This window comes from Micromonospora sp. NPDC047812 (genome assembly GCF_040704175.1).
In the GTDB taxonomy this organism is placed as follows: domain Bacteria; phylum Actinomycetota; class Actinomycetes; order Mycobacteriales; family Micromonosporaceae; genus Micromonospora.
The window spans coordinates 91,613-104,374 of sequence record NZ_JBEYRY010000008.1 but is presented as its reverse complement, the minus strand read 5'-3'; the positions used below and the strand labels follow the sequence as shown (position 1 = coordinate 104,374).

Here is a 12,762-nt window from a genome sequence, read left to right as displayed (position 1 = left end):
CCCGACGCGGTCGCACGACCGACCGCCCCTCGGACCTGACACGCTATCGGCCACCCCCGACACACCGCATCCCCAGAACCGCCAGACCTTCCGGTTCCGGGGTCCGGCGGGACTAGGGGGTGGCGAGGCGGGCGCGCAGGGCGTCGGCGGCGGCGCGCTCGCTGCGCTGCTCGGTCGCGTACGCCAGGCGGACCGCCTCCTCGGCGCTGGCGAGCGCCTCCGCGGACCGGCCGCAGGCCGCGAGCGCCTCGGCGAGCACTCGCGCGGCGACCACCTGGCTGCGCACGTCCTCCGCCGGGGCGGCGACGGCCCGTCGGGCCCAGTCCAGCGCCTGCTCGCACTGGCCGTGGGCGAGCAGCGCGGAAGCGTACCGGGCCATGGTCTGGCGGCCGGAGAAGAGCAGCGAGGGCACGGTGGCTGCGGCGGTGGCCACCGGGGCGAGCAGCCCGACGGCGGTCGCGGAGTCACCGGCGGCCAGCCGGGCGGTGGCCAGCAGCACCCGGGGCCCCACCTGAGCGGGCGCCTGGGGGTTGTGCGGCTCGACGGCGGTCAGCACCGACCGGGCGTCCCGCTCGGCCGTGTCGCAGTCACCCAGATCGAGCGCCACGAAGCCGCGCAGCGTGCCGGCCATCCCGGTGAGCAGCGGGTGCGACGTCCGCTCCGCGTACGACAGCGCGTCGGTGAGCAGGTCGGCGGCGTGCTCCGGCTCGCCCAGCCCGCGCGCCACGACGCCCCGGACGACCAGCGCGAACCCGCGCCCCCAGTCGTCGGAGGCGGCGGCGAACTCCCGGTACGCCCGGCGGGCCCCCCGGTCCGCCTCGCCCAGCTCACCCAACTCGGCGGTGGCGAACGCCTCGACCGCGCGCAGCGTGCCCACCGCCCACGCCTCGCCGACCCGCTCCCCGAACGGCAGGAAGACCTGCGCCAGCCGGCACGCCTCGCGCAGCCGGCCGGCGAGCAGCCGGGCGAAGGCGGTGGTGCCGCGCAGCCAGGCCCGCCCGTACGGGTCCTTCAGCTCGGCGAAGAGCCGGGCGGCCCGGCCGAGCACGGCGTCGGTGCCGGCGAAGTCGCCCCGGGTCGTGGTCACCCAGGCCAGGTTCTGCAACGACCACGCCTGCCCCCGGCGGTCCTGCGCCTGGAGGCTCACCTGGTACGACGCGGCGAGCCGGCTGCTGGCCTGCCCCAACCGCCCGGCGACGAAGTCGGCCATGCCGAGTCGGCGCATCGCCGAGGCGCGCAGCGTCGGCAGAGCGCCGGCCGTGGCCACCTGCAACGCCTCCTGCCAGCAGCCCACCGCGCGCGCCTGGTCGCCCATGGTCTGGTGGGCCTGCCCGGCGAGCAGCAGCGCGCCGGTCCGCACGGCGGACTCGTCGCCGGCGTTGGCGGCGATCTTCTCGGCGAACGCGAGCGCGTCGGCGGGGCGCCCGACCTGGAGCAGCGCCCGGGCGTGCACCACCCGGTCGGCCGCCGGCACCCCGTCGCGGGCCAGCTCGGCCGCGCGTTCGGCGTACTCCACGGCCATCGCGGGCTCGCCCGCCTGCAACGACCGGCGCGCGGCCCCGCCGAGCGCGGCGACGCCCAGACCGACGACGGCCCGCGCCGGCGCGTCCGGCCGCAGCCCGACCGCGTCGGCCAGCGCGGCGGCCCGTTCCACGTGCTGGGCCACGAAGATGTCCCGGGCCGCCTCGGCGAAGCCGCCCGGCGCGCCCGCGCCCGCCGCCGGATCGGCCGCGGCCCACCGGGCCAGCGCCGCGTGCCGCTCGGCCAGTTCGGCCTTGCTCACCCCGGCGTACGCGGCCTCCCGCATCAACGGGGTCGCGAAGGCGTACCCGGTGCGGGTGCGGTGCAGCATCCGGCGTTGCAGCAGCTCCTCCACCGCCCGTTCCAGCTCGACGGCGACCACCGCCGCCGGTCGGCCGTCGCGGCCGGCCCGCTGCTCGCGCAGCGCCTCCAGCGCACCGTCCGGCACCGTGTCGCCGACCACCGCCGCGTCCCGCAGCACGGAGCGCGCCTCCGCCGGCAGCGCGTCGATGCGCGCGGCGAGCACCGCGGCCAGGTCGCGGGAGAGCAGGCGGCTGCCGAGCGAGCCGGGCACCAGTCGCCAGCCGCCCGGATTCGGGGCGTTCCGCTCGGCGACGGTGGTCAGCGCGCCCCGCTCCATCAGCAGGGTGACCAGCTCGGCCAGGTAGAACGGGTTGCCCTGGGCGGTGGCGAGCAGCCGGTCGGCGTCGGCCTGCGGCAGCCTGCCGCCGCCGAGGTAGGTGGTGAGCAGCCGGGCCGCGTCGGCACCGCGCAGCGGCGGCAGCGCGTGCACCTCGGCGTCCGCGACCCGGGTCAGCGCCCCGGCGGTACGCACCAGCTCGGGCCGGCCGAGCAGCAGCACCAGCACCGGGCCGGCGAGCCGGGACAGGGTGACCCCGAGCGCCTCGATGGTCTCGGCGGTGGCGTCGTGCAGGTCGTCGACGACGACCACCAGGGGCGCCTCCCCGGCGAGCGCGGTGAGCAGGTCCGCGACCGCGTTCGGCACGGCGTCGGCGTCGGTGGGCTGGGCGGTGCCCCATTCGCCCTGGTCGGCCGGGCCGCCGCCGGGCAGCTCGGCGTACCCGAGCAGGGCCAGCAACTGGTCGACGGCGACCGGCGCCGGCTCGCCGGAGCGGCTGAGTCGCTGGCCGAGCCGGCGCAGGCGTTCCTCGACGGCCGGGCGGGTGAGCGCGGTGGCGGCGTCGTTGGGCAGGCCGACCGCCGCCCGGACCAGGTCGGCCAGAGGCGCGAGCCGGCGCCGCTCGCCGAAGGCGGCGCAACGCACCGACAGCACCCGGGCGCCCGTGTGCGCGGCGTACCGGCCCGGGCCCACGTCGTAGCCGGCGGCGAGGCGTTCCACCTCGGCGGCGAACCGGGACTTGCCGATCCCGGCCTCGGCGGTCATCAGCAGCACCCGGGGCTCGGCGCGGTCGATCACCTCGGCGAGCCGGCCGGCGACCCGGCCGATCTCGGTCTCCCGGCCGACGAAGGGGGCCTCGTCGCCGAGGCCGGACCGGGTGCCCGGGGCGTCCAGGAGACCGAGCAGCTCGTACGCCTCGACCGGCTCGCGCTTGCCCTTGAGCCGCAGCGGGCGCAGCGCCCGCCAGGAGGCCACGTGCCGGGTGGCGGCGGAGGTGCGTGCCCCCGCGTAGACCGCGCCGACGGCGGCGGCGTCGGCCAGTCGGGCGGCGGTGTTGACGGTGTCGCCGATGACCGTGTATTCGATCGCGGCCTGGATGCCGGCGATCACGTCGCCGGTGTTCAGCCCGACCCGCAGGCCGAGCGGCGCGCCGCCGCCCCGCTCGTCGTCGAGCACCCGGCGGACCGCCCGCTGCATCGACAGCGCGGCCCGCACGGCCCGCTCGGCGTCGTCCTCGTGCGCGACCGGCGCCCCGAAGACCGCCATGATCCCGTCGCCGGTGAGCTTGTCGACGTGACCGCCGAACGTCTTCACCGCGCCGGCCAGCGCGGCGAGGACCCGGTCGGTGACCGCGCCGACGCGTTCCGGGTCGAGGTCCTCCGACCAGGAGGTGAAGTCGGACAGGTCGCCGAAGAGCACCGTCACCACGCGGCGTTCGGCCGCGGGCAGCGTCGCGGCGGCCGGCAGCGCGGCGCCGCAGTTGTGGCAGAACCGCGCGCCGGGCACGGCGACGGTTCCGCACACCGGGCAGGTCACGCTTGCTCCAACCCCGCGGCGCCTCCGCCGGATTCCCGGCCCAGGTACTCCAGCTGGGCCCGGACGGACCACTCGGCGGCCCACCACAGCGACCGGTCGACGTCGGCGTAGACCGTCGCGACGACCTCCGCGGGAGTGGTGGCGCCCCCGGCGACCGCCGCCCTGACCTGGTCGAGCCGGGCGCGGCGGTGGGCCAGGTAGAAGTCCGCGGCGACGCCGCAGTCGGCCAGCGCCGGGCCGTGCCCCGGCAGCGCCGGGATCCCCCGGTACGTCGAGAGCAGCTCCAGGCTGGCCAGGTAGTCCCCGAGGTGTCCGTCCGGGTGGGCGACCACGGTGGTCCCCCGGCCCAGGATCGTGTCGCCGGTGAGGACCACCCGCTCGTCGCCGTGCTCGACCAGGAAGCAGACCGAGTCGCCGGTGTGCCCGGGGGTCGGCACGAGCCGGACGCCCAGGCCGTGGCCGCCCAGCTCCTCCCCGGGCGTGGCCAGCGGCTCCCCCGCGATGCTGTGCGCCGGGTCGGCGGCGCGGACGGGCACCCCGCCGAGCAGCTCGTGCAGGCGGCGCGAGCCGTCGGTGTGGTCGGGGTGGCCGTGGGTGATGAGCACCAGGCCGACCGGCCCCCGCGCGGCGATCGCCGCCAGGTGCCCCTCGTCGGCCGGGCCGGGGTCGACCACGACGGCGTGCTCCTGGCCGGGGGCGCGCAGCACCCAGGTGTTGGTGCCGTCGAGCGTCATCGGCCCCGGGTTCGGGGCGCGCAGCAGCGTCACCCAACCCGGCAGCTCGTCGGCGAGCGCCGCCGCCGGCGCGGTGAAGTGCCCGGTCATGGCTGCGATCGTACGGCCCCGCCGGCCGCTCCCCGCGATCTTGCAGATCCGGCTTCCGATACGTCCCGTTTCACGGCTTTGCCGGGCACCGGGCGCAGGATCGCGGGGAGGCGGCGCGGGTCAGGCGACCTCGACGATGACGTCGACCTCGACGGGGGCGTCCAGCGGCAGCTCGGCGACGCCGACGGCGCTGCGGGCGTGCCGGCCGGCCTCACCGAAGACCGCGCCGAACAGGTCGGACGCGCCGTTGATCACGCCCGGGACGGCGGTGAAGCCGGAGGCGGCGGCGACGAAGCCGGTCAGCTTGACGACCTTGACGACGTTCTCCAGGCCGACCAGCGAGTCGATCGCGGCCAGCGCGTTGAGCGCGCACTGCTGGGCCAGGTCCTTGGCCTGCTCGGCGGAGACGCCGGCGCCGACCTTGCCGGTGGCGAGCAGCTTCCCCTCGACCATCGGCAGCTGCCCGGAGACGTAGACGTGCTGCCCGGACTGGACGGCCGGCACGTAGCTGGCCAACGGCGGGACCACCTCGGGCAGCGTGTGCCCGAGCTCGGCGAGCTTCGCGTGCGGACCGTTGCTCATGCCGCCACCTCGCTGCGCTCGGCGGCGTCACGAGACACCGACGCGCCGAGCAGAGTGATTCGCTCGCTCCGCTCGCTCATGCCTTCGGCCGCTTCAGGTAGGCGACGAGCTGCTCCGGGTTGGGACCGGGAACCACGGAGACGAGTTCCCACCCGTCCTCACCCCAGTTGTCGAGGATCTGCTTGGTCGCGTGGACCAGCAGCGGGACCGTGGAGTATTCCCACTTCTGCATAGGTGGAGGGCTCCCTTGGCTGGAGTTCGACTTCTCGACGCACAGCCTACGGTCCGGCCGACGGGCGGGGCGCGGGACGCTGCTCCGGGGGCGCCGGCACCTCCCCACAGGGGCCGCCGTGCTCGTACGGCTGGGGGCAGCGGGAGCGGTCGGACAGCAGCAGGTCGCAGAAGACCCGGTGCCGGTTGTTCTGGTCGTCGGTGCTGGAGACGGTGGTCTCGCCGGCGTCCAGTTCGCTGAGGAAGCTCAGCGAGGTGGCGACCGTCCCGGCCAGCGCGGTGGCCGCCCGCAGATCGGCGACCCGGATCGGCAGGTGGATGACGAAGCCGGGCTCCTCCTCGTCCCGGGTCCCCGGGCCCGGCCGGGCGGGCACGCGCACCACCTCGACGGGTTCGGCGAGCCGCCGGTACGACCGTTCGTTGATGGGCAGGCCGACGCCGCCCTCGGCCTCCCCAGGGGAGCCGGGCCGCCGCGCCCGGTCGCCCGTCGGGAACTGGACCCGAGGAGTGTTTTCCACGTCGCGCATGCCTTGCCTCCGGACGTCGTACCTGTTCAGGTCATCGCTTGCGGGTCCAGGCGCTCCGCCCGGCCCGCCCCCCGCGCCGCTGAACGTAGGTCCGTGACGACAGCCGCGCCAACCGGACGCGCACATGCGATCACACAAAGTCACATATGCGACACACCATCGGTAAGGAACCTGACGGCGCCCGCCGCCCCCCGGAGCGGGGAACCGACCGCTACCCTTCCGGTCGGACGGGCGCTCGCCGGCTCGCCGCCAGCTCGATCACGCTCGTCGCCCGGTCAGGCGACGACGCCGCAACCCGGGGGATGAGATGACCCAACCACCCAGCGGTGGCCCCGTCGGACCGCCGGCCGACCAGCCGGGCACCCCGGCGGCTCCCGGCCCGGCCCCCGCACCCGGCCCGGCCGCAGCTCCTCCGCCCGGCGCGGCCGTCCCACCCGGTCCGGCCGCCCCGCCCACCGGCCCCGCCGTCGCCCCGGACCCGTCGATCCCGCCGCCCCCGGCCGGGTACCCGCCCTACCAGCCGCCCGCCGCGCCCAGGAAGAAGCGCGGCGTGCTCATCGCCTCCATCGCCCTGGCCGTGATCCTGCTGCTCTGCGCCGGAGGTGGCGTCGTCGCCTTCCTGACGCTGCGCGACGCCGAGAACGGCGAGGGGGCCAAGGAGCCGGCGGTCGCGGTGGACGAGTTCCTCAAGGCCGTCTACCAGGAGCGCGACGCCGACCGGGCGGCCGGCCTGGTCTGCTCCTCGTCGCGCGACGAGAAGAAGATCGCCGCCAAAGTGGCCGAGGTCGAGAAGCACGTCTCGGCCCACCAGAACCCCCGGTTCCGGTGGAGCACCCCGAAGGTGGACAACCAGACCGGCGACCGCGCCACCGTCACCACCAAGGTCACCATGACCACCGCCGACGAGAAGGTGGCCGACCAGGACCTGCGGTTCACCGTGGTGAAGAAGACCGGTTGGTGGGTCTGCGAGGTCGCCTGAGCCCGGGGCCTGGATAGGCTCGACGGGTGCGAGCAGCAGAGTCGCCGGCCGACCCGGCCGGCCCGGAGTGGCCGGCCCGCCTCCACGTCGTGACCGGCAAGGGCGGCACCGGCAAGACCAGCGTCGCGGCGGCGCTGGCCCTGGCGCTGGCCGCCGGCGGCCGGCGCACGCTGCTGGTCGAGGTCGAGGGGCGGCAGGGCATCGCCCAGCTCTTCGGCACCGACCCGCTGCCGTACGAGGAGCGGCACCTGACCGACGCGCCGGGCGGCGGAGAGGTGCGGGCCCTGGCGGTGGACGCCGAGGAGGCCCTGCTGGAGTACCTCGACATGTTCTACAAGCTCGGCGCGGCCGGCCGGGCGCTGCGCAAGCTCGGGGCGATCGACTTCGCCACCACCATCGCCCCGGGCCTGCGGGACGTCCTGCTCACCGGCAAGGTGAAAGAGGCGACCACCCGCACCGCCGGCCAGCGGCGCGCGTACGACGCGGTGGTGCTGGACGCGCCGCCCACCGGGCGGATCGGCCGGTTCCTCAACGTCACCGCCGAGACGGCCCGGCTGGCCAAGGTGGGCCCGATCAAGACCCAGAGCGAGGGGGTCGCCGCGCTGCTGCGCTCCCCGATCACCGCCGTGCACGTCGTCACCCTGCTGGAGGAGATGCCGGTCCAGGAGACGGTCGACGCGATCGCCGAGCTGACCCAGCTCGGCTTCCCGGTGGGGCGGGTGATCGTCAACGGCGCCCGGCCCCCGCTGCCCGCGGGACGGGTGGTGGCCGCCGACGAGCTGGAGCGGGGGCTGCGCGCCGCCGGGCTGCCGACCGACCGGGACACCGTCGCCGGGCTCGCCGCCGAGGCGCGCGACCAGGCCGTCCGTCGCGAGCTGGAGGATTCGCTCCGCGCCGACCTGGTGGAGCTGGGCCTGCCGATGACCGAGCTGCCGTTGCTGCCCGACGGGGTGGACCGGGACGGTCTGGACCGGCTCGCCGCGACCCTCGTCCGGGCGGATTGACTCACACCTGCGACCGGCCCGGGCGCACGGACCGACCCGGCCCGATACGCTCGATTGGTGCCTTCCGAAGACGCGGCGCCGCAGCTGGACGTCGACCAGATCCTCGCCGATCCGGGCGTCCGGATCGTGGTGTGCTGCGGGGCGGGCGGGGTGGGGAAGACGACCACGGCCGCCGCGCTCGCGCTGCGCGCCGCGGAGCGGCACGGCCGGCGCACGGTGGTGCTCACCATCGACCCGGCCCGCCGGCTGGCCCAGTCGCTCGGGCTGACCGAGCTGGACAACACCCCCCGCCAGGTCAAGGGGATCGACGTCGAGGCCAGCGGCGGCGAGCTGCACGCCATGATGCTCGACATGAAGCGCACCTTCGACGACGTGGTGCTCCAGCACACCGATCCGGCGAAGGCGGCGGAGATCTTCGCCAACCCGTTCTACCAGGCCATGAGCTCGACCTTCGCCGGCACGCAGGAATACATGGCGATGGAGAAGCTGGGCCAGCTGCACGCCCGGGGCGAGTGGGACCTGATCGTGGTGGACACCCCGCCGTCCCGCTCGGCGCTGGACTTCCTGGACGCACCGGCCCGCCTGTCCCGCTTCCTCGACGGGCGGATGCTGCGGCTGCTGCTGGCCCCGGCGCGGACCGGCGGGCGGAGCATGTTCAGCCTGGTCACGGCCTCGTTCGGGATGTTCTCCAAGGTCGTGCAGAAGGTGCTCGGGGCCCAGTTGCTGACCGACCTCTCCGGCTTCGTCGCCGCGCTGGATTCGATGTTCGGCGGCTTCCGGCAGCGCGCCGAGCAGACGTACCGGATCCTCCAGGCGCGGGAGACGGCGTTCCTGCTGGTCGCGGCGCCCGAGCCGGACGCGGTCCGGGAGGCCGCCTACTTCGCGGGCCGGCTGCGCGAGGAGAAGATGCCGCTGGCGGGCCTGGTGCTCAACCGGGTGCACCGACCGGCGGTGCCCGGGCTCGGCGCGGCGGAGAGCCTGGCCGCCGCGGAGCGGCTGGCCGGCCTCGGCGGGCACGAGGGCACCGTCGACGTGCTGCGGGCCCACGCCGCACTGGCCCAGCAGGCGGTACGCGAGCGGCAGGTGGCGGCCCGGTTCACCGAGGCGTTCCCGGCGGTGCCGGCGGTCTCGGTGACGGCGCAGCCCGCCGACGTGCACGACGTCGACGGGCTGCGGACGATCGGCGCGGCGATCAGCCGGCCCTGACGGTGCTCAGCCGGCGGTGGTGACGAGGATCTTGTCCTTGCCGGCCTTGTCCTTGGCGTTCTTCTTCATCGCGGCCTCGAACATCTTGCGCCAGCTCGCCACCTGGGGGTGACGGCGCAACAGCGCGCGGCGTTCGCGTTCGGTCATGCCGCCCCACACACCGAACTCGATCCGGTTGTCCAGCGCGTCGGCCAGGCACTCGTACCGAACTGGGCAGCTCCGGCAGATCCGCTTCGCCACGTTCTGTTCGGCGCCCTGTACGAACAACGCGTCCGGGTCCCCGTTCTGACACGCCGCCAGCGACGGCCAGTCAGTGATCATGCCCATCTGTACACGTCCCCCCTTGCAGTACCTACCGACCCCGTCGCGGACCAGCCGGCAATTCCCCCCGGTCGCCCTGCCCGCCTTCCCCAAGGCGGCACGGACGACATGTGGCGCTGTCGCCGCCCCCATCATGCTCTGTAGTCGACTGATTACGCAACGTTGTCGGCGAAATCCATCATTCCGGACACTCCCGGCTTCCCGGGCTTCGCGACCGCCGGTTACCCCGTCGGGGTCCGTGAAAACGCTGCGAGTCTCCTCCCGCAGGAGGGAGACTCGGCGGCGGATTCACGCAACCACGCACCGGGGGTCGTGCGTTTAGCACAACGAGGTCGGCGCGCGCAGGAAATGGGGAAAGAACGCCCCGGCGCCCCTCGTTCCCTACTCGCGTACCCTGTCGAGGTGACCTGGATGCGGAAACGTGACCACAATGTGCTGACCAACGCCGCATCGCTACTCATATGTGGCCTGTTGGCCGGCGTGGTGGTCGCGGCGGCGGCCTTCCCCGCGGTGGCGATGTCCGGACTGGCCGCGAAGGCCGGCGCCGAGACCTTCGGCGCACTGCCCAAGGAGCTGACCGTGGCGCGCGCGCCGCAGATCAGCTACCTTCTCGCAGCCGACGGCAAGACCCCGCTGGCGACCATGTACGACGAGAACCGTCGCGACGTGAAGCTGGCCGACATCGCGCCCATCATGCAGAAGGCGATCATCGCCGCCGAGGACCACGACTTCTACAAGCACAACGGCGTGGACCTCAACGGCATTGCCCGGGCCTTCGTCAACAACCAGTCCAACGCGTCCAGCCAGCAGGGCGCCTCGACGCTGACCATGCAGTACGTCCGGCTCGCCATCGCGTACTCGGCGAGCCACCCGGCGGACGTGGTCGCGGCCACCGAGGACACCAGCGCCCGCAAGCTGCGCGAGATGCGCTACGCGATCCAGATCGACAAGGAGCTCTCCAAGGACGAGATCCTGGAGCGCTACCTCAACATCGCCGCGTTCGGCAACGGCGCGTACGGCATCTACGCCGCCAGCCAGGTCTACTTCAACAAGCCGCCGAGCAAGCTGAAGCTCGAGGAAGCGGCCATGCTCGCCGGCATGGTGAAGGCGCCGAGCACCAACGACCCGACCACCAAGAGCGGCCACGCGGCGGCCCTCGCCCGGCGCGACTACGTCATCCAGAACATGGTCGAGACCGGCGCCATCACCCAGCAGGAGGCGGACGCCGCGAAGGCCACCAAGCTCGTGGTCACCGGCAAGCGGGCCCCCAACGGCTGCGTCTCGACCAACGAGAAGGGCTGGGGCTTCTTCTGCGACTACTTCTACCGCTGGTGGATGGGGCAGGAGACGTTCGGCTCGACCTCGTACGACCGGGAGCGGCGGCTGAAGAGCGGCGGCTACACCGTCATCACCACCCTGGACCCGCAGGCCCAGCGGGGCGCCGACAAGGCCGTTCGCAAAGCCAAGTCGGAGAAGAGCAAGGAAGCCGCCATGGTGGCGGTGGTCGAGCCGGGCACCGGCCGGGTGCGGGCGCTGGCGGTGAACCGGAACTTCAAGCTCGACGACCCGAAGAAGCCGGCCAACAAGCCGCACAGCGACCCGAAGCAGCGCAAGAAGAAGAAGCTCGGCAACTACCCCAACACCGTCAACCCGCTGCTCACCGGCGGCGACGGCATCACGGGCTACCAGGCCGGGTCGACCTTCAAGATCTTCACCATCGTGGCGGCGCTGGAGAAGGGCATCCCGCTCGGCTACACGATCAACGCCCCACAGGCCTTCAAGTCGGAGTACATCGTCGAGGCGGGCAGCCCGGCCGCCTGCCCCGGCACCAACAAGTACTGCCCGACCAACTCCGGCAAGAAGGCCGGCGGCGTGCAGAACATGTGGAGCGCCTTCGCCTCCTCCATCAACACGTACTTCGTGCCGCTCCAGCAGCAGGTCGGCGCGGAGAACGTGGTCGACGTGGCCAAGCGGCTCGGCATCCAGTTCCGGGTCACCAGGGAGAACGAGTGGGCCAACAACAAGGAGTACGCGCACGACTGGGGCGCGTTCACCCTGGGCGTCTCGAACACCACCCCGCTGGAGCTGGCCAACGCCTACGCCACCCTGGCGGCGGACGGCAAGTACTGCGAGCCCATCCCGGTGCAGGAGATCAAGGACCCGGAGGGCAAGAAGCTCGACATCGCCAACCCGCGCTGCGAGAAGCGGGTGAGCACCGAGGTGGCCCGCGCCGCCGTCGACGCCGCCCGCTGCCCGGTCGGTGACAACTCCTCCACGAGCCGGTGCGGCGGCAGCCGTACGGCCGCGAACGTCCGGGGCATCGTCGACGCCCCGGTGGCCGGCAAGTCCGGCACCACCGACTCGGAGAAGAGCGCGGCCCTGGTCGCGATGACCAAGCAGTACGCGGTGGCCGGCATCATGGCCGACCCGGACTGGCCGCAGACCAACGTCAAGATGAAGCACGGCCAGAAGGACGGCATCAACCCGCCGGTCTACGAGACGCTGCGCGACGCCATGAAGGGCAAGAAGCGGGTCAACTTCGAGCCCCCGGGCCAGAAGATCCGTGAGGGTGACCAGCGCCGGATCCCCGACGTGAAGTGCCTGGATCCGGAGCAGGCGAAGTCCCGGATCGAGGCGGAGGGCTTCGACGCGGTCATCTCCGACATCAAGGTCCCGTCGACCTGCCCGGCCGGCAAGGCCGCCGGCACCAGCCCCGACGGCCGCACCATCAAGGGCGGCGTGGTGACCATCCAGATCAGCTCCGGCGGCGGCACCACCCCGGGCACGACGCCCGACAACAACCGGCCGCCGACCAACCCCGGCCGACCGCCGGGCCGCTCCGGCGGCTGAGCCGGCCGTAGGAAACGCCACGGGCGGGCACCCTTCGCGGGGTGCCCGCCCGTTTCGCGTACGCGGGTCGGTGCGACTCGGGTCAGAGGCCGAGCTGTCGGCGTACCTCGGCGGCGACCCGACCGCCCTCGGCCCGGCCGGCCACCGCCGCCTGGGCCGTCTTCATGGCCGGGCCCATCTGCGACTTGCCGGTGAAGCCGCCCGCGGCGAGCGCCCCCGCGACCAGCTCGGTCAGTTCGGCGTCGGGGAGCTGCTTCGGCAGGTAGCGCTCCAGCACCTCGCCCTCGGCGACCTCCTTCGCGGCCTGCTCGGTGCGGCCGGCGTCACCGAAGGCGGTGGCGGCCTCCCGGCGCTTCTTCGCCTCCTTGGTCAGCACCGCGAGCACCTCGTCGTCGGTGAGCTCGCGCTTGGCCTTGCCGGCGACCTCGGCGGTGCCGACGGCGGCGAGCGCCATCCGCAGCGTGGAGGTGGTCAGCTCGTCGCGCGCCTTCAGGGCGGCGCGCATGTCGGCGGTCAGACGGTCCTTCAGCGTGCTCATGGT

General features: G+C 74.0%; 11 protein-coding genes. 4 read left to right on the top strand and 7 right to left on the bottom strand.

Annotated features, from left to right (window positions below; all coding sequences use genetic code 11):
- Positions 1–112: 112 nt before the first annotated feature.
- The 5 genes from AB0883_RS25060 to AB0883_RS25040 all read right to left on the bottom strand — a co-directional run bounded on the left by AB0883_RS25060 (position 113) and on the right by AB0883_RS25040 (position 5,861).
- Entirely contained in the window at positions 113–3,697 is a 3,585-nt protein-coding gene (locus tag AB0883_RS25060) for an adenylate/guanylate cyclase domain-containing protein (RefSeq protein WP_366643686.1), read from the bottom strand.
- On the bottom strand, positions 3,694–4,521 hold the full coding sequence (locus tag AB0883_RS25055) for an MBL fold metallo-hydrolase (protein WP_366643685.1): 828 nt from the start codon (positions 4,519–4,521) through the stop codon (positions 3,694–3,696). The genes AB0883_RS25060 and AB0883_RS25055 overlap by 4 nt, the downstream gene beginning before the upstream one ends.
- 120 nt (positions 4,522–4,641) lie before the next feature.
- Complete coding sequence (locus AB0883_RS25050; RefSeq protein WP_366643684.1) at positions 4,642–5,103, bottom strand: RidA family protein; 462 nt, start codon at positions 5,101–5,103, stop codon at positions 4,642–4,644.
- A 76-nt stretch (positions 5,104–5,179) separates the two neighbouring features.
- Positions 5,180–5,335, bottom strand: a complete 156-nt coding sequence (locus AB0883_RS25045) for a DUF4177 domain-containing protein (RefSeq protein ID WP_018222171.1) — start codon at positions 5,333–5,335, stop codon at positions 5,180–5,182.
- 46 nt (positions 5,336–5,381) lie between these two features.
- The gene (locus tag AB0883_RS25040; protein WP_366643683.1) at positions 5,382–5,861 is read right to left on the bottom strand and encodes a hypothetical protein; all 480 of its coding nucleotides are present in this window, start codon (positions 5,859–5,861) and stop codon (positions 5,382–5,384) included.
- A gap of 307 nt (positions 5,862–6,168) precedes the next feature.
- Between AB0883_RS25040 and AB0883_RS25035 the strand changes: the two genes are divergently transcribed.
- The 3 genes from AB0883_RS25035 to AB0883_RS25025 are packed head-to-tail and all read left to right on the top strand — an operon-like array spanning position 6,169 to position 9,050.
- Entirely contained in the window at positions 6,169–6,840 is a 672-nt protein-coding gene (locus tag AB0883_RS25035) for a hypothetical protein (RefSeq protein ID WP_366643682.1), read from the top strand.
- 26 nt (positions 6,841–6,866) lie between these two features.
- On the top strand, positions 6,867–7,844 hold the full coding sequence (locus tag AB0883_RS25030; RefSeq protein ID WP_366643681.1) for an ArsA-related P-loop ATPase: 978 nt from the start codon (positions 6,867–6,869) through the stop codon (positions 7,842–7,844).
- Positions 7,845–7,898: 54 nt separating this feature from the next.
- Positions 7,899–9,050, top strand: coding sequence for an ArsA-related P-loop ATPase (locus tag AB0883_RS25025; RefSeq protein WP_366643680.1), 1,152 nt, complete (start codon positions 7,899–7,901; stop codon positions 9,048–9,050).
- Positions 9,051–9,056: 6 nt separating this feature from the next.
- On the opposite strand, the gene AB0883_RS25020 is transcribed toward AB0883_RS25025, so the two are convergent.
- Complete coding sequence (locus tag AB0883_RS25020; protein ID WP_089003040.1) at positions 9,057–9,377, bottom strand: WhiB family transcriptional regulator; 321 nt, start codon at positions 9,375–9,377, stop codon at positions 9,057–9,059.
- Positions 9,378–9,782: 405 nt separating this feature from the next.
- Here AB0883_RS25020 and AB0883_RS25015 point away from each other — a divergent pair, with 405 nt between their 5' ends.
- The gene (locus tag AB0883_RS25015) at positions 9,783–12,221 is read left to right on the top strand and encodes a penicillin-binding protein (RefSeq protein WP_366643678.1); all 2,439 of its coding nucleotides are present in this window, start codon (positions 9,783–9,785) and stop codon (positions 12,219–12,221) included.
- An 82-nt stretch (positions 12,222–12,303) separates the two neighbouring features.
- On the opposite strand, the gene AB0883_RS25010 is transcribed toward AB0883_RS25015, so the two are convergent.
- Positions 12,304–12,759: a GatB/YqeY domain-containing protein gene (locus tag AB0883_RS25010; RefSeq protein ID WP_366643677.1), complete on the bottom strand. Its 456-nt coding sequence runs from the start codon at positions 12,757–12,759 to the stop codon at positions 12,304–12,306.
- Positions 12,760–12,762 lie beyond the last annotated feature (3 nt).